Genomic DNA, 17682 nt, shown 5'->3' on the forward strand with positions numbered 1-17682 from the left:
GCAGCGTCACCAAGACCTTCGTCTCCACCGTCGTACTCCAACTGGCGGACGAGGGGCGGCTCCGGCTGGACGACCCGGTGGAGAAGTACCTGCCGGGCGTCGTCCCGAACGGCGGCGCGATCACCCTGCGGCAGCTGCTGCAGCACACCAGCGGCCTGTTCGACTACCTGGAGGACCCGCGGTTCCTCTACCACGACGAGGCGAGCCTGCGCGCTTACCTGGCCGAGGGACGCTGGACGGACTTCCGGCCCGAGGAGCTGGTCTCCGTCGGCGTCGGGCACACTCCGTACTTCGCGCCCGGGCAGGGCTGGCACTACTCGAACACCAACTACATCCTCACCGGGATGATCATCCGCAAGGTCACCGGGCGCAGCTGGCAGCGCGAGGTCGAACGGCGGATCGTCGAACCGCTGCACCTCGACAGCACGACGTTCCCGAACACCTCCGCCCGGATCCCCGGCCCGCACGCGCACGGGTACGTCCAGCTGCCGGAGGGCCCGGCGGACGTCACCAGGATCAACCCGACCGTCGCGGACGCCGCCGGCAACGGCATCTCCACCGCCGCCGACCTCGACCGCTTCCACGCCGCCCTGTTCGGCGGCAAGCTGCTGACGCCCGCCCGGCTGGCCGAGATGACCACGGCCGTCCCGGCCCCGATGATCGCCGCCCACTACGGCCTGGGCCTGATCCGCTACGACCTGTCGTGCGGCGAGGTCTGGGGCCACACCGGCGGCATCCCCGGCTACAACACGATCATGCTCGGGGCGCGGGACGGCTCGCGGCAGTTCGCCCTCTCGTTCAACCTCCTGGAGGGTGCCGAGACGGACGAGACCGGCGCGGCGATCGACGCGCTGTTCGTCAAGGCGGCCTGCGGCCCGGACGGTGCCGAGGCGGCTTCGGCTGGCGACGGCGCCGGCCGGTCACCGCTGAAGCTGCTGCGCTGAAGCCTCCCGCCCCTCCCCGCCGACACCCACGCCGAGGCCGGCGGCGGCCGAACGGACAGGCATCAGTCCAACAGCGCCGCCGCTTCGGCGAGGTCGGCGTGCGCGCGGTCGAAGGAGCGTGCCGCGACGAGGAACATCGACCGGTCGGTGAGGGCGCGGGCGAGGCGTGCGGGATCGTCGGGCAGGCGGCGGGCGAGCGTCACGCCCTCGTCGAAGCGGGGCGCGAACCGCTCCTCGAACCGGTAGTGGTGGTCGCCGTCGCGGACGGCCGCGCGGATGCTGATCCTGCGCAGGACGTCGACCAGTTCGGGCAGCCGTTCGGCCTCGCGCAGTTCCGCGGCCTCCGCTTCGAGGCCCGGGAGCATGCCGAGAAAGCCCTCCCGGACGTCGCGCGACCAGCCGCGCTCCGTGCCGAACGGCGGCATCGGTGACTCCGGGCTCGCGGCGGGTTCGGCCGCCCGCCCCGACAGGACGAAGAGCGTGCTCCACCAGCCGAGGGACCAGTACCACCTCCTCGCCTCGCCCGCAGTGGCGCTCGCGAGCTGCTCCAGGACGCCCAGGGCCTCCCGTCGGGCGACCGCGGCACTCGCCCCGTCCCCGACGGCCTCCCGCATCCGGGCGAACTGGACCAGCGCCCAGACGAGCAGCAGCGGGCCGGTACCCCGGTCGGTCACCTCGCGCCGGGTCTCCGCGAGGAGCTCGCGGAAAACGGCCGCCGCGGCGTCGTGCAGCCCGGCGCCCTCCAGGGCTCGCCGCCCACCGCACCATCTCCCAGAACGAGTCCTCCGGGGCCCCCTTCCGCGCTGCCACCTCGTACAGCGCCGCCGCTTCCCCGAAGCACCCCTCCTCGGCCAGCACGGTCGCCAGCTGCCCGCTGCGGCCGGCCCCGGCCAGCTCCTCGCAGACCGCGCGGCCTTCCGCCCTGCGCCCGAGGGCGAACAACGAAGCCTGGTAGGCGTTCAGGGCCCGGCGCCACCGCTCCGCCCGGGCCGGCGCCCCGGACCCCAGCAGCAGCACCCGGGCCCGCAACACCGCATCGTGATCGATCGTCAACGCTTCCCCTGTCTCCGGATGACGGACGAAGGAGATTCTGAGCGGCGGGGAACGGACCGGACAAGCCTCCCGAACTGTGCTTTCCGCCCTACGAAAAGCGGCTCTGACCTGTCATGATGGACATGCTTTCACCCTCGGGCACCTTGCACTACGACCGGTGGGCGACCATCCGGTCCAGGACGAGGTGGCCGCGTGCCACCAGATCCTCGCGGCCGTCGACCAGCCCGTGGTGCAGGTAGGAGACGCCCCGACGGACGGTCAGCAGCCACAGCAGCCGCTCTTCCTCGGCCGTCAGCGGGCGGCCGTACCCGGTGAAGTACGCCTCCCGCAGCTCGGGCCGCAGCGGCCACAGGGCGCCGAACAGCCACACGAACTCCGCCGCCGCGACGCCGCTCCTGGCCATCGCGAAGTCGATCAGGCCGTGGCGGCCGGTCTCCTCGTCGTACAGCCAGTTCCGGGTCTCGTAGTCACCGTGCCGGTAGACCAGCGGCAACTGCTCGGCGAGACCCACCAGTTCCTCCGACGCGGCCCGCACCAGGGCGAGCCGGTCGGCGGCCAGATGCGGTGCGGTGCTCTCCAGGCATTCGGCGGCCTCCTGGGCCTGCTCCCGCATCTCGACCCGCACCGCAGCGCGGTCCGCAGCCGTACCGGGCCCGGACGCGTCGTGCCAGCGGCGCAGCAACCGCCCGGCATCCTCGTGCAGGCGCAGCTCGGCGTGCGGCTCCAGCGGCAGGTCCCGCACGACGCGGCCGGGCAGCACCGAGCTGAGGATCGCACGCAACCGCGGGTCGGCGGCGAGCAGCCGCGGCGCCTCCAGGTCGGTCAAGTGCGCTGCGGCGTAGGCGTAACCGGCGACCTCGCGTTCGTAGTCGAGGTCGCCGGGGCCGATCTTCACATAGGCCGTGCGGGGTCCGGCCGTCACCCGCCACACCCGGGAGCTGTTCCGGGGCCAGGAGCGGTCCTCACTCGTGTCCAGGCCGGGCAGGTGGCCGGCGACCCAGTCGCGCAGCTCGGGCGGGAAGGGCTTGGCAGTCATGGTCGTACGTCATCAGTCCGGCCCCGCCGGCGCGGCCGGACACGCCGAACCGACCGCCCTCGCGCCGTCCCGCACCCTTCGCCCGCTGGGACGTCGAAGAACGGTGGGACCCTCGGCAGCTCCGAGGGCCCCACCGCACGAAAGCACCACCGCTTCGGAGTGGGAAGTCGACCCCGCCGACTTCCCACGCCGGCGGCCCGCAGAACGCCGCTCGCAGGTGATGGGTGGGCTCAGCGGTCGACCGACCACGGGGTGCCGGCGGGCGGGCGGCCGGTGGCGAGGATGTGCTCGACGATCTTGAGCGCGCGGCCGATGGGAACGGTGTCCTCGTCGGGGTGATCGTCGTGCTGGCCGTTGCTCAGGACGAAGCCCTCGCTCCAACCCTCGGCCCCCGGGTCGAGGGCGTGCTCGCCCGGGTCACCTGGACCCTCCAGCAGCATGACCATCGCGCGCTCGGCATTGGAGACCACCGCCAACTGCCGCCCGGATCCGCTGGTCAGCCACACCTCGAACCCACCGTCAGCCGCCCTCGCCCGGAGCTCCGCCAGCGCCGCCCCCGGCGCGACCGGTCCAACGCCGCCGACTTCCCACTCCCACTCCTCGGTCACGGGCGCGACGATGCCGCAGCTGCCGCTCGGCGGTCCCGCAGGGCGGTGAGGCGGTGCTCCAACACCGTGCGGCAGGACGGCCACTCCGCCGCTGTGATCGAGAAGATGGCCGAGTCCCGGAGCAGGCCCTCCTCGCCCGGGGCCCAGGAGATGGACCAGTTCCGCAGCACGCCCTCGAAGGTGGCACCAGTTTTCGCGATGGCCGCGCGGGAACGGCCGTTGCAGGCGTCGGTCTTGAGGTCCAGGCGGGAGACGCCCCAGGTCTCGAAGGCGTGCCGGAAGAGCAGGTACTTGGCCTCGGTGTTCAGTCCGCTGCCCTGGGCGGAGGCCGCCAGCCAGGTGAAGCCGACCTCGATCGCGAACAGCGTGCCGTCGGCCGGGTGGCGGCGCGGGTCCAGGAAGGCCGTCGCTCCGACGGCCCGGCCCATGGCGCGGTCCACCTGGGCGTACGGGAGCACCCATCCGGTGTCGCGCCGGGCCAGTTGGGTGTCCACATAGGCGGTGAAGTCGCTCGCCGCCGGCACCCAGGTGAAGCCGTAGCCGGCCCGGTCCTCCGCCGCGGCGAGTGCCAGATCCGGCGCGTGGGCATGCCCCAGCGGTTCCAGGCGGACGAACTCGCCCTCCAGCACGGGCCCTTCGAGCAGCGGCACCCCAACGGCGGAACCCACGGCTCCTCCTCGACACGGTCGACGACACAGACCCCGGCAGCCTCCCAGGCCCCACGACCCGGCGCACCTCCTTATCCACCCACCGAACGCCCGCCGTCCACGGCCGCCGTCCACACTCGCCGTCCACGCCCGCCCGACGGCGGGAAACCGCTCGCCCCGGGAGTGCTGCGGCCCGTACCGTCGCGGGTATGAAGCTGCTCACGGTCAACATCGGGCGGCCCCGCCCCAATCCGTGGAAGGGCCTCGACGCGACGGGCATCGACAAGCGGCCCGTCGACGGGCCGGTGTTCGTCAGCGCTCCCGGCCCCAAGGGCACCGGGGAGGTCGGTCTCGCCGGTGACCGGGTCTACGACGTGAAGCACCACGGCGGTCCCGACCAGGCCGTCTACGCCTACGCCCGGGAGGACCTCGACGCCTGGCAGGCGGCACTGGGTCGGCCGCTCGCGAACGGCGTGTTCGGGGAGAACCTCACCACGCTCGGTCTCGACGTCAACGGCGCGCTGATCGGCGAGCGCTGGCGCGTCGGGCCCGACACCGTACTGGAGGTGTCGGGCCCGCGGGTGCCGTGCGCCACGTTCCAGGGCCGGCTGGAACAGGAGGGCTGGATCAAGCGGTTCACGCGGGCCGCCGTCCCCGGGGCGTACCTCCGGGTGGTCGAGCCGGGGGAGGTCCGGGCCGGCGATCGGATCGGGATCGTGCACCGGCCCGACCACGAGGTCACGGTGGCACTCGTGTTCCGCGCGATGACGCTCGAACCGGACCTGCTGCCCCTCCTGCTGGCCGCGGACGCGCTGCCGGACGAGAGCCGGGAGCACGTCCACCGCCGCACGGCCGGGCGGAGTTCCGGCGGGCCCGCGCAGTCAGGATGAGGGCTCAGACGGGGGCGAGGCGGGTCTTCAACAGGCAGAATTCGTTGCCCTCCGGGTCGGCGAGCACGTGCCAGCTCGCGTCCTCCGGCTGGCCGACGTCGACCGGTACGGCACCGGCGGCGAGGAGGCGTTCGAGTTCGGCGGCCTGGTCGCGGTCGGTGGGGTTGACGTCGATGTGCAGCCGGTTGTTCCCGGGCCTCGGGAGATCGGTGCGGATGAGGAAGATCGTCGCCTGCGGGCCGCCGAACCCCTCGCGCGGGCCGATCTCGATGCAGCCCTCCGCCTCCCGGTCGAGCTCGACGAAGTCCAGGACCTCGCACCAGAACCGGGCCAGCAGCTCCGGGTCGTGGCACTGGAGCACGATCTCACTGATCCGGCACGCCATGGACAGAACCCACTCTCTCGGGACGAGGAAGCACCTTCCCGGGAACTTACCAGCCGGACAGATCGGCGTCGATCGGGTTCCGCGGGCGGCTGCCGGGCGCCGCGAGCGTGATAGCGTCGCCCTCCTCTCCGGTGGGCCGGACGAGGTCTCCCGACAGGCGCTCGATGACCACTCCTGACCAGCAGCTCCGGACCGCTCTTGACGCGCTCGACGCCGCCTTCGCGGCGCTGCCCGAGTCCCCGATAAGCGTCGGCGGCTGCACGCACTGCTACACCGGCGCCGAACTCGAAACCCTCGCGGGCCCCGCGCACGGGGTGCCGGACGATCTGGTCTGCTCCGTCGCGACCGAGGTGCCCGACCACTGGGACGACTTCGCCGCCCTCTACCGCCGGACGACACCGCGGATCGTCCGCCTCCTGACCACCGGCCGGCTGCACGGCGGCTACGGACTGGTCGCCTCCCGACTGCTCGCGGCCGGCTACCGGGGCTGGCCGCCGCCGGAGCGGCAGGCACTGGAGCGCGTCTGGGACGCCTGGTGGCGGTCGACCCTGCACGAGTACCCCGGCACCGACCGGGCCACCGAGGTGCTGGAGACGGTCGCCGTCTGCACCGGCAGCCTCTCGCCGTGGCTGGCCGTCTGGACCGAAACCCGCACCGAGGCGGCGGAGCGTCACTTCGAGGACGCGCTCGACATCTGGCTCGCCGAGCGGGGGCTCGCGGACCTCCGGCTCGGCTTCTACCGCGAACTGCTCGCCGGACCGGAGCTGGTGACCTGGCTGCTCGCCCAGGAGGAGGGCCGCATCGGCGCCGCCCAGCTCTTCGAGGTCGAACGCATCGCGTACAGCTGAGGGCGGACGCCGCGTCTCGGGGCCGCCGGACCTGATGACCCGTCCGCGCAGGGAGTCGGGTGGGCCGACTTCCTGCGCGGACGGTGGAGTCGCCCTCGGCGCGGGGTCTGCGGTCGGGGGGCCGCTGCGCAGAGGGCTCCCGCACGGCTCGGTGGGGCGTGCCGTGCGCGGACCGGGCGCCGCACCACGGGCGGGTGCGGCATGGGATCAGGGCCAGGATCCAGGTCAGGAGTGGGCGGGAGTGGGAGCGGGAGTGGGAAGTCGATCGGGCCGACTTCCCACTCCTTCCCCCCGGCGGGTCCGAAGGGCCGCGGAGCAACCAGCAGCGGCGGACGGCAGCGGACGGCGGACGGGTGCGGGGGCGGCTCCCCCGTCGCCGCCCCGTCGGATCAGGATGCCGCGCGGGCGGGGGGCCGGGCTTGTAAAAATGCGCACTCCGGTCAGCGGTCCGGGCCGCCGTCGACGAACTCGACGGCGGTGGTGACCCGGCCGGCCAGGCGGTCGGCCGGCTCCGGGACCTGCGCGGCCCGGCGGGCGGCGAAGAACACGGTCGGCGGGCAGCCCACCATGGCGCGGAACGAGTGCACCAGGTGCGCCTGGTCGTAGAAGCCGCAGTGGTCGGCGATCCGGGCCCCGCCCCAGCCGGGCCGCCGTTCGAAGGTCAGCAGGGTGCGCTGGAGGCGGAGGATGTCGGCGGCCTGCTTCGGTGCCAGGCCGAGGTGTTCGCGGAAGCGCTGCTCCAGTCGCCGGCGGCTCCAGCCGGTGCTGTCCACCAGCGTGCGCACCGAGGCCCGTCCGTGCGAGGCGCGGAGCTGCTCCCAGGCCCAGCTCACCGAGGGGTCCCAGAGCCGCCCTTCGGCGAACCGCGCGTCGAAGTAGGCGTCCAGCAGGGCGAACCGCGCCGACCAGGTGCGCGACTCGCGCAGCCGGTCCACGAGTTCGCGCGGGCCCCGGCCGGGGAAGGCCCCGCCCGCCTCGATCCACCGGCCGTCGAGGTCGCCGAGCGCCGGGCCGAGGATGCGGTACGCACCCTGGGGGGTGAGCGAGACGGCGAGGCCGTGCAGCCGACCGCTGTGCTCGGCGACGGTCGCGGTGCGCCGCAGCCCGGCGAGGACGGAGCCGAAGGAACCGGTGTCGGTGCCGGCGACGGCATCGGTGAGCCGCAGCGATCCGTCGAAGCCGATCGTCAAGGTCACCACGTCGGTCGGCACTTCGAGCCGGCGGCGGGGCCGGTCCGACTCCAGCCGGTAGCCCCGGTAGCCGAGTACGTACTCGCGCAGTCTCGGCCGGGCCGCGCCGTACGCCATCTCGCACTCGCTGTCGACGAGGTCCAGTGTTCCGCTGCCGCGTTCCATGGGCGCTCCCGCATCGCAGAGACGAAGACTTGACGTGTCCACGATGCCATGGGGTCGGGGTGGTGCGAACGCCGGGTGGCAGGCGGTTGACCGGAATCAACTCCAACGAGCGGTTTGGGCGTTCGCACGCCGGGATTCCCGGGATTCGACCCCGATGATGCTTCGGGCGCTTCGCCGACGAAGCACTCACATCAGCATATTGACAGACCGATTCCCGAGCACCGATTCCCGAACCGAGGAACGATGAAGCTCTTCCGCACCCTGCCCCTGGTGGCCTCGGCCGCCCTCCTGAGCAGCCTCTCCGTGGCCGCCCGGACCGAACCGGCCGCGGCCGCCGGCTCGTTCGTGGTCAGTGAGGCCCAGTTCAACAAGATGTTCCCGAACCGGAACGCCTTCTACACCTACAACGGGTTGGTCGACTCCCTGAGCGCCTACCCGGCGTTCGCCAACACCGGGAACGACGCCACCAAGCGGCGCGAGGCGGCCGCACTGCTCGCCAACGTCAGCCACGAGACCGGCGGACTCAAGTACGTCGTCGAGCAGAACACCGCCAACTACCCCCACTACTGCGACACCTCGCAGCCCTACGGCTGTCCGGCCGGGCAGAAGGCGTACTACGGGCGCGGACCGCTCCAGCTGAGCTGGAACTTCAACTACAAGGCGGCCGGCGACGCCCTGCACATCGACCTGCTGCGCGACCCGTACCAGGTGGAGCGGAACTCCGCCGTCGCCTGGAAGACGGCCCTCTGGTTCTGGAACACGCAGAGCGGCGCCGGCCGGTCGACCCCGCACGACGCCGTCGTCAACAACAAGGGCTTCGGCGAGACCATCCGCAGCATCAACGGCGCGCTGGAGTGCGACGGCAAGAACCCGGACGAGCGCAACGACCGCATCAACCTCTTCCGCAACTTCACCGGCGTCCTCGGCACCGACGTCGGCGGCGGCAACATCTCCTGCTGAACCGGTGAACCGCTGAACGGCTGAACGGCTGAACGGCTGAACGGCTGAACGGCTGAAGCGTGGGGGCCGGCGCCGTCGACCCCCACGCACCTCACCGGGGAGATCGGGTCACTTGACCCGCACCCCGACTTAGGTAAGCCTAACCTTATGTCAGATGACTCCCCAACGCACGGCCTGAGCGGCGTGGCGATGACCCTGCTCACCCCCCTCTACGGCCGCGCCCACGCGCAACGCCTAATCCCCGGCAGCGAGTTCAGCGACCCGCAGGCCACCCGCGTCCTCCACGAGACCGGCTTCCGCGACTCCGAGGTGCTGACCGACCGCTCCAACGCCGTCGGATCGATCCACCGGGCCGTCGTGTTCGACGCCATCACCCGGCGCTTCGCCCACACCCACCCCACCGGGACCGTGCTGTCCGTCGGCATCGGCCTCTGCACCCGCGACCAGCGCCTCGCCGACACCGTGCCCGACAGCGTCCGCTGGCTCGGCGTGGACGTCCCCGAGGTGGTCGAGCTGCGCGACCGCCTCCTGCCCGACAGCCAGGCCCGGGTCCACCCGGCCTCCCTCACCGCACCGGGATGGACCGACGTCGTGGAGGAACGGCCCGAACCCGTCCTGGTCCTCGCGGAAGGGGTCCTGATGTACCTCTCCCCCGCCGAGGTCACCGGCTTCCTCGCCGACACCCGCCGCCACCTCGGCCCCGGCACCCGCCTCGCCGCCGACTTCTTCCACCCGTGGATCGCCCGCAGCGGCCTCCACCCCATCTCCCGCGCCACCGGCGCCCGCTTCCGCTCCGGCGCCCGCAGCAGCACCGGCCTCGCAGCCCTCTCCCCCGGCTGGACGGCCGCCGCCGAACACCCGGTGATGGAACGCATCGGCCCCGCCCAACGCATCGCCGCGGCCGCCCTCCGCCCCCTGCTGCTCGGGCACCGCCCCTACGCCGTGGCGGAGCTGACCGCCGGCTCGTAGCGGAGCGCCGCGCCCCGGTCGCAGTCGCGGTCGGGGGCGGCCGTACGGGGGCGGCCGTACGGGGGCGGCCGCGGCCCCGGGGCGGGCGGGTGCGAGGGTGGGGGCGTGAACGAGACGATCATGGCCGCTGCCCGCGAACGAGCCGCCGGGCACCGGCGGCGGTTCGACCTCCGCTTCGAGGCGTACTTCGACGCCCTGCCGGAGCGTCTCGACACGCCCGCGCTCAGCCGCTTCACCCCGCGCTGCCTGGAGCTGCTGCGGGACCTCTCGCTGCGCGGGGGCAAGCGGCTGCGGGTCGCCCTGCTGTACGAGGCCGCCCGGCTGGTGACCACCGGTCCGGTGCCCGGTCTGGCAGAGGCCGCGCTGAGCATCGAACTGCTGCAGACGCACGGGCTCGTCCACGACGACATCATCGACGACGCGCCCCTGCGGCGCGGCGGCCCGTCCACCTACTACGCCTACCGCCAGGAGTTCCCGACGGCGGACCGCACCGCGCTCGGCCTGGCCGTCCTGGCCGGGGACCTCGCCGCCTTCCTGTCGATGCGGGTCCTGCTGGAGGCGGACGTCCCCGCCGAACTGCGGCAGGCGATGCTGGAGGTGCAGTTGGACGCCGGCGCCGAGACGGTGGCCGGCCAGATCGTCGACCTCGAACGCGACCTCCGGCGGATCCCGGACGAGGAGTTCCTGCACACCGTCTGCGAGTACAAGTCCACCCGGTACTCCGTGCTCGCGCCGCTGCGGCTGGGCCTGCTGGCCGCCGGGGAGCGCCTCGGCGGCGAGGAGGACGCGCGGCTGCGCCGCTACGCGATCCCGGTCGGCATCGGCGGCCAGCTGCGCGACGACTACCTCGACCTGTTCGGCGACGAGGACAGCACCGGCAAGTCCACCGGCGCCGACCTCCGCGCGGGCCGCCGCAGCTACGCCGTGAGCGCCCTGCTCGCGGCCGCCGACGAGGAGCAGCGGGCCGTGGTGGAGTCCGCGCTCGGCGACCCGCACTGCCCGGCCGCGACGGTCGAGCGAGTCCGCGAGCTGGCCCGGCGGCTGGGCGTGGACCGCAAGCTCCGGGCCGACATGCGCCGCTGCGCCGAGGTTGCCGCCGCCGAGGCCGGGACATGGCGCCCGCACTGGCGCGAGGAGGCGGTGGCCTTCTTCGCGGGCCTGCCGCTCGCCAACGTGGTGAGCTCCTGAACCAGACACCCCCGGCCCGCCGCACCTCCTCCCGGGGGCTCCAGGGTCGCGGGCTACTTCCCGGCCCACCCCAGGAGGTCGATCCGCAGCTTCGGGTTCTCGGCGTCGTTGTCGACGGAGAGGACCTTGAAGTACCTCGGGTATCCCTCGGCGGTCCGCAGACAGAACCGGTCTCCCGGAACGGGGACCACGATCCGGCCGTCGCTGAGGGTGGAGGCGATCTCCTGGCAGCGCTTCGGCCCCGGCACCGGCTCCCCGTCCGGGACCCGGGCCATCACCGCATCGTTGTCCGGGGCGAGGTAGGCCTTGCCGCCGACGACCCCGGTGATCCTCAGGTCGACGCTGCCGGCCCCGCCTCTGCTCGGCGTGTTGGGCTCCAGGTCGACCTGGCCGTCCACCACGTACTGACTGTTGTAGGTGACCAGCCAGCCGGGGTCGACCGGGACGGGTGGGTCCGAGGCCGCCGGAGTGCCGCCCGCGCCCGCCGCCGGTCCGCCCGTCGTGTCGGGCGCCGCTGCCGACGTGCTCCTCGGAGTGGCGGTGACCGTGACGGTCGCGGTCGCCGTCACGGTCTCGCTCACGGTCGTCGTCACCGCCGGACGTGCCGCCGTCGGCGAGTTGACGACCACGGGCAGGCCCAGGAAGCCGAGCGCGAGGCCTGCCGCGCCCGTGAGGGCGGTCACGATCGCCGCCAGATCGGTCCAGCGCCCGGTGCGGCCGGCGACCGCGCGGGGCGGGTGCGGAGGCACCGGCGGAACCACCGGCCCGTCGGAGCGCGGCGGGTATGACGGATCGCTACTCATCGTTCCCCCTTCGAGAGTCGGAACGATGATGGCAGCGGCGGGCGCCGCGAGACAGCCGCACCGCGCAATTCGCCATGCCGAAGCGACTCGTGACCGGTCAACGAGTCCTGCGCCGCGGGCGCGCCGCGCGTTCGACGGGTGGACGATCCATCCGTCTTCGATCGGATCGACGAAGGTGATAGTTCGTCAATTCCCCGCGGAATTGGCCGCCCCCGGAGCGAGTGGCCGCGAGCAGCGGGAACAACCGGAACGGGCGGCCCGACGCCGACGCGGAAAAAGCCCGTGGTGACCGGGATTTCGGCGACGCGGAAAAGGGCCGCCCAAGTGGAGGGTGTGCGATCTCCCCGTGGAACGGCACCGCCATACCGGCGCATCGGGTGACCAAGTCGTCACTCTGTGAAGTCACTTGAACCCCAGGAGACCGCCGAGACAGACCTCGCCCCGTTCACATGTCAACCACACATCCTTGAAGCGACATCCTCAACAGCCATTGTGGCTCCGCAGGCTCGGCGGGTAGAGTCCCGGTCCGCCGAGTACCGAACAAGTGCTCGCACGGCATTCTTTGGGGCGGGCATGACAAATAACCGCAGCATCCACGGGGCCAGTTCCGACCTGATTGACGCGTTCACGGAAACCGTGCGCCGATATCCCGAACGACCGGCGGTCGTCCACCACGGAGACACGCTGACTTACCGCCAACTCGGGGAGTTGGTAGGTACCTTGGCCCACCGCCTCGGTACCGGACCCGGTGTGGTGGCCGTTCCGGCGACCCACACGCCGGACACCGTTGTCGCCCTGCTCGGCATCCTCGCGGCCGGCGGGGCGTACTGCCCGGTCGACCCGGCATTCCCGCCGCAGCGGCGGCAGGACATGCTGGCCGCGGTCGGCTGCCGGACGGCGGTCGGCCCGGGCATCGCGCAACCGGGCGTGCGCGTGGTCGAGTTACCGGGCACGACCACCGGAACGCCGGCCGGAGCGCAGGACGCTCCGGAGCGGACCGGGCCGGAGCAGCCGGCGTACCTGCTCTTCACCTCGGGTTCGACCGGGCAGCCGAAACCCGTGGTCACACCGCGCCGGGCGATCTCCGCCACGGTGGACTCGCTGCGCACCCTGTTCGGCCTCACCGCCGAGGACCGGGTGCTGCAGTTCGCCTCGCTGAACTGGGACACCTGCTTCGAGGAGATCCTCCCGACCCTCACCGGCGGTGCCGCGCTCGTCCTCGACCGCGACGCCCACTCCGGCTCGTTCCCGCGCTTCCTGCGGATGGTGGAGCGGGAGCGGATCGGCGTGCTGGACCTGCCCACCGCGTTCTGGCACGAACTCGTCCTCCACCTCGCCGAGGAGGGCCTCGCGCTGCCCGAGTGCGTCCGGCTGCTGGTGATCGGCGGGGAGGCCGCCAACCCGGCCCGGCTCGCCGACTGGGCCGCCCTGGACACCGGGCGAGTCCGGCTGCTCAACACCTACGGGTCCACCGAGACCACGCTGATCACCCACGCCGTCGACCTGCACGGGCCGTTGGCGGCCACGCGGGACCGGCCGTGGGCGGCGGGCGACCGGGTGCCGATCGGGCGTGCCCTGCCCCATGTGTACGAACGGATCAGCGAGCAGGGCGAGTTGCTTATCGGCGGGCCCGCCGTCGCACTCGGCTACCTGGGACTTCCCGAGGCCACCGCGGATCGCTTCAGCGAGGACGCCGAGGGCGTGCGCTGGTACCGCACCGGCGACCGGGTGGGCCGGGCGCCGGACGGCGTACTGACCCACCAGGGGCGGCTGGACGGCGAGTTCAAGGTGCGCGGGATCCGGGTCGACCCGGCCGAGGTCGAGGCACACCTCGCCGGACACCCGGGCGTGCACGCGGTCGCGGTCACGGGGACGACCCTGGCCGGCCGGTCCGCGCTGGTCGCGTACGTGGTCCCGCGCGCCGGGGCGGCGGCCGGGACCCTGGGCGCCGATCTCCGGACGTACCTGCGGGACCGGGTGCCCGGCCATCTGGTGCCCAGCCGGATCACCGTCGTGCCGGAGCTGGTGCTCACGGCCAGCGGCAAGGTCGACCGGGCCGGCTCGCACCGCCTCCACTCGGCGCGCGGCGCCGGTGCCGGTGCCGGCCACGGCGCCGATGCCGGCCGGGGCGCCGGCGAGGGCGCGGGGGCCCAGCTGCCCGAGCCCGAACCCGCGCACCACTAGTACCAATTGCACCAACAGCACCACTCGCACCGGGAACCCCGGCGCGCAGCACCGCCGCCCGGCAAACCACCAGCCGGAGCCGCGGCCGTTCGTCGTACGTACCCGTCGTACCCACTCGCCGTACCCGCCCGGGCCCACCCGTACGGCCCCCGCACCAGGTGCCCCACCGGCGCACCGCACCCCGATGGCCAAAGGAGATCCCTCGTTGAGCAGCGTAGACACCACCCCCGCCGACACGGACGGACTGGTGACGATCTTCCGCCGCGTCCTGGAGACGGACGACGTCGCGGCGGACTCGGACTTCTTCCTCCTCGGCGGTGACTCGCTCATCGCCACCCGCGTCCTGAGCGCGGTCGCCCGGAACTACGGCGTCGAGCTGTCCTTCGAGGACTTCGTGCTCGCGCCCACCCCGGCCGGTCTGGTCGAGCTGATCGCGGCCGCGAGATGACCGGCCCCACCACCAACGGCCCCACCACCAACGGCCCCACCACGAACGGCCCTGCCCGGGTGGCCTCCGCCGTGGTGATCGGCGCCGGGCTGGCCGGTCTCACGGCCGCCGAGGGGCTGGCGGCGCGCGGGGTGGAGGTCACCGTGCTGGAGGCCCGCCCGCGGGTCGGCGGGCGCACGCACGGGATCGAGGTCGCGCCCGGCGCCTGGATCGACGCGGGCGCCGCCTACCTCGGCGCCAAGCACACCGAACTCCTGGCGCTGATCAAGGACCTGGACCTCGCCACCACGCCCACCACCATGCTCGGCGCGAGCCGGTTCGCCCTGAGCCCCACCACCGAAGCGGACGCGGACGGCGAACTCGCCACCCGGGACGGCCGGTTCCCGCCGCTCAACGCGGTCGCGCTCGGCGACCTGTTCGACCGGCTCGCCGAACTCACCGCCCAGGTCGACCCGGAGGCGCCCTGGCTCACCCCGGACGCCGAACGGCTGGACGCCCTCACCGCCGCCGAGTGGGCCGAGCAGGAGCTCGACCACCCGGACGCCCGGCTGTTCTTCCCGCTCTTCCTCGGCGAGATGATGGCCGCCGACCCGGCCGACGTCTCGGTCCTGCACATGGCCTTCTACCTGCGCTCGGGCGGCGGACTGCGCTATCTGAACGCCTTCGAGGGCGGAGCCCAGGAGGACCGGGTCGCCGGCGGCGCGCACCTGCTGTGCGAGCGGCTCGCCGCCCGGCTGACGGACCGGCGGCCCGGCTCGGTGCGGCTCGGCGAACCGGTGCGGTCCGTGGTCCAGGACGCCGAGGGCGTCACCGTGCACACCGAGGCGGGCGCGGCCTACCGGGCCGAGGTCGCCGTGGTGGCACTGCCGCCGCTGCTCGCCGAGTCGCTGGACCTGCGGCCCGTGCGGCCGGCCCCGCGCGCGGGCGAGCGGACCGGACGCGGCTGCGCGGTCAAGGTCAACCTGGTCTACCCCGCGCCGGTCTGGCGCGCGCACGGACTCTCCGGCTGGTCGGTCAACGCCCGGGGCCCGCTGCTCTCCACCGTGGACGACTCGCCGGCCGACGCGCCGGACGGGTCCCGGGTCGGCGTGCTCACCGGCTTCGTCACCGGCGCGGAGGCGCACCGCTACGCGGCCCTGGGGCCGGAGGAGCAGCGCGCGGCCGCCGTCGAGCAGGCCGCCTCGCTGTTCCCGATGCTGCCCGAGCCGATCGGCTTCCACCGCACCGACTGGGTGAACGAGCCCTACAGCAAGGGGTGTTACGCGGCGCTGTTCGGGCCCGGCGACTGGTCGCGGCTCGGCCCGGCGCTGACCGCGCCGCACGGCCGGGTGCACTGGGCCGGCACCGAGACCAGTACCGAGTTCTTCGGCCTGCTGGAGGGCGCGATCCGCTCCGGCCACCGGGTCGTCACGGAGATCCTCGACGCCGAGGGCTGACCCCCGCGCCACCGCCCCACCGAACCACTGCTCCGCCGAACCAACGGCACCACTGGAACCACCGGCACCACCTCCCCGGCACGCGCACACCCGCACCAGTTCTCCCTCACCGCACAGCCCGCGCTCCAGTTCCACAAGAACCGCGGGCCACCCCCCTCAGGAGACCGCCATGAGCGACGAGAGTTCCTCCCCGAACAACGGCCCCTCCGCCGCGCCCACCGCCCCCTCCCCGGTCGCTCCGCTCGCCGCGCGCGAGCAGCTGATGGCCGAGCCCGGGCTCGGGGCCGGCAACTTCCTCGACCACGCCCTCGCCGTGAACCCCAACCGCGCGGTCCCCTTCGCCTTCAGCCACCACCTCGACCACCGCGGCGCGGTGGTGCTGCGCGGCCACAGCCTCCAGGACCTCGCCGCCCTGCGCGACCGCTACGCCGCCTGGTACCACGCGAACGGCGTGCGCCCGGGCGAGCCGGTGGCGGTCGTGATCGCCGAGGGCCTGGAGCCGCTGCTGCACTTCCTCGCGCTCACCGCGCTGGGCGCCGTCCCGGCGCTGGTCAACGACGCCATGCGGCACGACGTGATGGTCCGCTACCTCAACCACGTCGGCGTGGTCGGCGTGGTCGCCGACGACACCACCCGCCTCGCCGCCGCCTACCGCCAGGACCCGCAGCGCCGCCCGAGGTTCATCGCGCTCGCCGCCGAGATCCAGGCCTTCGACGCGGACGCCTCCGGCGGCCTGCCCGCCGAGTACCCGTACCGGCACGCGGCGGACGACGTGGTCGCGCTGATCCACTCCTCCGGCACCACCGGCACGCCGAAGTCGACGATGCTGGCGCACCGGCAGTTCTGGGACGGCAAGCAGCCGCGCATGGTGCGCTTCCCGGCCGAGCCGGAGGACCGGCTGATGTCGCTGATGCCGCACACCCACGCCGGCGGCCTGAGCTACTTCCTCACCGCGACCCTGCTCGGCCTGCCGACCGTGGTGATGGCGGACTGGCGGCGCTCGGTGGTCGAGCCGGTGATGGAGGCCTTCCGGCCCACCATGGTCGCCTCCTTCCCGCGCACCTTCGTCGAACTCGCCACCGGTGAGCTGCCGGTGGCCGGCGCGGCCAAGGTGCACTCCTGGTTCAACACCGGCGACAGCGCGCACTACGGGCACATCCGCCGGCTGGTGCAGCTGGGTGAGCGCCCGGCGGGCCTGATCCGCCCCTGGCTGCTGCCGCAGGAGAAGGCCGAGCAACCCGCGCTGCCCGGTTCGCAGTTCGTCGACGGCCTGGGCTCCTCCGAGATGGGCATGGCGCTGTTCGGCCAGGTCACCACGCCGGAGAGCGTCCGCAACGACCGCTGCGTGGGCAAGCCGCTCGAAGTGGTGCGCCGGGCGGCGGTGCTGGACCAGGACGGCAACGAAGTGCCGGACGGCACGGTCGGGCTGCTCGGGATCGACTCGCCCTCGCGGACGCCCGGCTACTGGAACAACGCGCGGCTGACCGAGAGCTTCGAACTGGCCGGCTACTGGCTGACCGGGGACCTCGCCCGGCGCGACGCCGAGGGCCGGTTCTACCACCTGGACCGCACCGTGGACGTCATCGACACCTCGGCCGGGCCGGTCCACAGCCTGCCGGTCGAGGAGGTGCTGCTGGCGGACTGCGCCGAGCTGGTCCGGGACTGCTCGGTGGTCGGTGTGCCGGGCGCCGCAGGTGAGGGGCAACGACCGGTCGCCGTGGTCCAGTTGCAGCAGGACGCGGAGTCCGTGACCGCCGAGGAGGTGCTGGAGGCCGCCAACAAGGCGCTGGCCGGGGCCGGACTGGCCGCGCTCGCCGCCGTCCGGATCGCCCACACGGCGGCGGAGTTCCCGCTCGGGCCGACCGGCAAGGTGCTCAAGCGCGAACTGCGCACCCGCTTCGCCACCCTCTTCACCGCCCAGTAGCACG

The 17682-nt window shown here is 73.3% G+C and carries 17 protein-coding genes; 10 read left to right on the forward strand and 7 right to left on the reverse strand.

The features are described 5' to 3' along the window. A partial coding sequence (locus tag BI06_RS30390; RefSeq protein ID WP_043472835.1) for a serine hydrolase occupies nt 1-944 on the forward strand: 944 nt, incomplete at its 5' end. A gap of 62 nt (nt 945-1006) precedes the next feature. Here BI06_RS30390 and BI06_RS30395 read toward each other — a convergent pair. From BI06_RS30395 to BI06_RS30410, 4 genes are all read right to left on the reverse strand, one after another. Continuing rightward, nucleotides 1007-1618 carry a hypothetical protein gene (locus BI06_RS30395; RefSeq protein WP_043472837.1) on the reverse strand — a complete coding sequence of 204 codons (612 nt, stop codon included), beginning with the start codon at nt 1616-1618 and terminating at the stop codon, nt 1007-1009. A gap of 527 nt (nt 1619-2145) precedes the next feature. Further along, complete coding sequence (locus BI06_RS30400) at nt 2146-3033, reverse strand: aminoglycoside phosphotransferase family protein (protein ID WP_043472840.1); 888 nt, start codon at nt 3031-3033, stop codon at nt 2146-2148. Between the two features lie 230 nt (nt 3034-3263). Then, nucleotides 3264-3641: a hypothetical protein gene (locus BI06_RS30405; RefSeq protein WP_051742144.1), complete on the reverse strand. Its 378-nt coding sequence runs from the start codon at nt 3639-3641 to the stop codon at nt 3264-3266. Beyond that, nucleotides 3638-4309 (reverse strand): GNAT family N-acetyltransferase, encoded by a 672-nt coding sequence (locus BI06_RS30410; RefSeq protein ID WP_233290329.1) that lies wholly within the window; start codon nt 4307-4309, stop codon nt 3638-3640. Before BI06_RS30410 ends, BI06_RS30405 begins: the two co-directional genes overlap by 4 nt. A gap of 188 nt (nt 4310-4497) precedes the next feature. On the opposite strand from BI06_RS30410, the gene BI06_RS30415 reads away from it, so the two are divergent. Then, nucleotides 4498-5178 (forward strand): MOSC domain-containing protein, encoded by a 681-nt coding sequence (locus tag BI06_RS30415; RefSeq protein ID WP_030397473.1) that lies wholly within the window; start codon nt 4498-4500, stop codon nt 5176-5178. A 4-nt stretch (nt 5179-5182) separates the two neighbouring features. Here BI06_RS30415 and BI06_RS30420 read toward each other — a convergent pair whose 3' ends face one another. After that, nucleotides 5183-5563: a VOC family protein gene (locus tag BI06_RS30420; protein WP_030397474.1), complete on the reverse strand. Its 381-nt coding sequence runs from the start codon at nt 5561-5563 to the stop codon at nt 5183-5185. Between the two features lie 164 nt (nt 5564-5727). Between BI06_RS30420 and BI06_RS30425 the strand changes: the two genes are divergently transcribed. Next, nucleotides 5728-6411 carry a hypothetical protein gene (locus tag BI06_RS30425; RefSeq protein WP_043472845.1) on the forward strand — a complete coding sequence of 228 codons (684 nt, stop codon included), beginning with the start codon at nt 5728-5730 and terminating at the stop codon, nt 6409-6411. Between the two features lie 440 nt (nt 6412-6851). Here BI06_RS30425 and BI06_RS30430 read toward each other — a convergent pair whose 3' ends face one another. Next, entirely contained in the window at nt 6852-7766 is a 915-nt protein-coding gene (locus tag BI06_RS30430) for an AraC family transcriptional regulator (RefSeq protein ID WP_051742147.1), read from the reverse strand. Nucleotides 7767-8009: 243 nt separating this feature from the next. Here BI06_RS30430 and BI06_RS30435 point away from each other — a divergent pair, with 243 nt between their 5' ends. The 3 genes from BI06_RS30435 (at nt 8010) to BI06_RS30445 (ending at nt 10883) form a co-directional block, all read left to right on the forward strand. Beyond that, nucleotides 8010-8726: a chitinase gene (locus BI06_RS30435; RefSeq protein WP_030397478.1), complete on the forward strand. Its 717-nt coding sequence runs from the start codon at nt 8010-8012 to the stop codon at nt 8724-8726. A 147-nt stretch (nt 8727-8873) separates the two neighbouring features. Further along, entirely contained in the window at nt 8874-9695 is an 822-nt protein-coding gene (locus tag BI06_RS30440; protein ID WP_082558754.1) for a class I SAM-dependent methyltransferase, read from the forward strand. A 120-nt stretch (nt 9696-9815) separates the two neighbouring features. Further along, nucleotides 9816-10883: a polyprenyl synthetase family protein gene (locus BI06_RS30445; RefSeq protein WP_043473618.1), complete on the forward strand. Its 1068-nt coding sequence runs from the start codon at nt 9816-9818 to the stop codon at nt 10881-10883. 53 nt (nt 10884-10936) lie between these two features. Here BI06_RS30445 and BI06_RS30450 read toward each other — a convergent pair whose 3' ends face one another. After that, nucleotides 10937-11632, reverse strand: coding sequence for a hypothetical protein (locus tag BI06_RS30450; RefSeq protein ID WP_055731154.1), 696 nt, complete (start codon nt 11630-11632; stop codon nt 10937-10939). Between the two features lie 627 nt (nt 11633-12259). Between BI06_RS30450 and BI06_RS30455 the strand changes: the two genes are divergently transcribed. The 4 genes from BI06_RS30455 (at nt 12260) to BI06_RS30470 (ending at nt 17678) form a co-directional block, all read left to right on the forward strand. Next, nucleotides 12260-13870 (forward strand): amino acid adenylation domain-containing protein, encoded by a 1611-nt coding sequence (locus BI06_RS30455; RefSeq protein ID WP_082558755.1) that lies wholly within the window; start codon nt 12260-12262, stop codon nt 13868-13870. A gap of 205 nt (nt 13871-14075) precedes the next feature. Next, nucleotides 14076-14318, forward strand: coding sequence for a phosphopantetheine-binding protein (locus BI06_RS30460; protein ID WP_233290330.1), 243 nt, complete (start codon nt 14076-14078; stop codon nt 14316-14318). After that, entirely contained in the window at nt 14315-15754 is a 1440-nt protein-coding gene (locus BI06_RS30465; RefSeq protein WP_082558756.1) for an FAD-dependent oxidoreductase, read from the forward strand. The genes BI06_RS30460 and BI06_RS30465 overlap by 4 nt, the downstream gene beginning before the upstream one ends. A gap of 169 nt (nt 15755-15923) precedes the next feature. Further along, nucleotides 15924-17678 carry a class I adenylate-forming enzyme family protein gene (locus tag BI06_RS30470; RefSeq protein WP_043472851.1) on the forward strand — a complete coding sequence of 585 codons (1755 nt, stop codon included), beginning with the start codon at nt 15924-15926 and terminating at the stop codon, nt 17676-17678. Nucleotides 17679-17682 lie beyond the last annotated feature (4 nt).

This window comes from Kitasatospora sp. MBT66, from assembly GCF_000710405.2.
Lineage (GTDB): Bacteria > Actinomycetota > Actinomycetes > Streptomycetales > Streptomycetaceae > Kitasatospora > Kitasatospora purpeofusca.

What these genes read in the sequence shown, in the direction of transcription:
- BI06_RS30400 (WP_043472840.1), bottom strand. Translation starts at nt 3,033, where the DNA reads ATGACTGCCAAGCCCTTCCCGCCCGAGCTGCGCGACTGGGTCGCCGGC.
- BI06_RS30415 (WP_030397473.1), top strand. Translation starts at nt 4,498, where the DNA reads ATGAAGCTGCTCACGGTCAACATCGGGCGGCCCCGCCCCAATCCGTGG.
- BI06_RS30420 (WP_030397474.1), bottom strand. Translation starts at nt 5,563, where the DNA reads ATGGCGTGCCGGATCAGTGAGATCGTGCTCCAGTGCCACGACCCGGAG.
- BI06_RS30425 (WP_043472845.1), top strand. Translation starts at nt 5,728, where the DNA reads ATGACCACTCCTGACCAGCAGCTCCGGACCGCTCTTGACGCGCTCGAC.
- BI06_RS30430 (WP_051742147.1), bottom strand. Translation starts at nt 7,766, where the DNA reads ATGGAACGCGGCAGCGGAACACTGGACCTCGTCGACAGCGAGTGCGAG.
- BI06_RS30435 (WP_030397478.1), top strand. Translation starts at nt 8,010, where the DNA reads ATGAAGCTCTTCCGCACCCTGCCCCTGGTGGCCTCGGCCGCCCTCCTG.
- BI06_RS30440 (WP_082558754.1), top strand. Translation starts at nt 8,874, where the DNA reads ATGTCAGATGACTCCCCAACGCACGGCCTGAGCGGCGTGGCGATGACC.
- BI06_RS30445 (WP_043473618.1), top strand. Translation starts at nt 9,816, where the DNA reads ATGGCCGCTGCCCGCGAACGAGCCGCCGGGCACCGGCGGCGGTTCGAC.
- BI06_RS30455 (WP_082558755.1), top strand. Translation starts at nt 12,260, where the DNA reads ATGACAAATAACCGCAGCATCCACGGGGCCAGTTCCGACCTGATTGAC.
- BI06_RS30465 (WP_082558756.1), top strand. Translation starts at nt 14,315, where the DNA reads ATGACCGGCCCCACCACCAACGGCCCCACCACCAACGGCCCCACCACG.
- BI06_RS30470 (WP_043472851.1), top strand. Translation starts at nt 15,924, where the DNA reads ATGAGCGACGAGAGTTCCTCCCCGAACAACGGCCCCTCCGCCGCGCCC.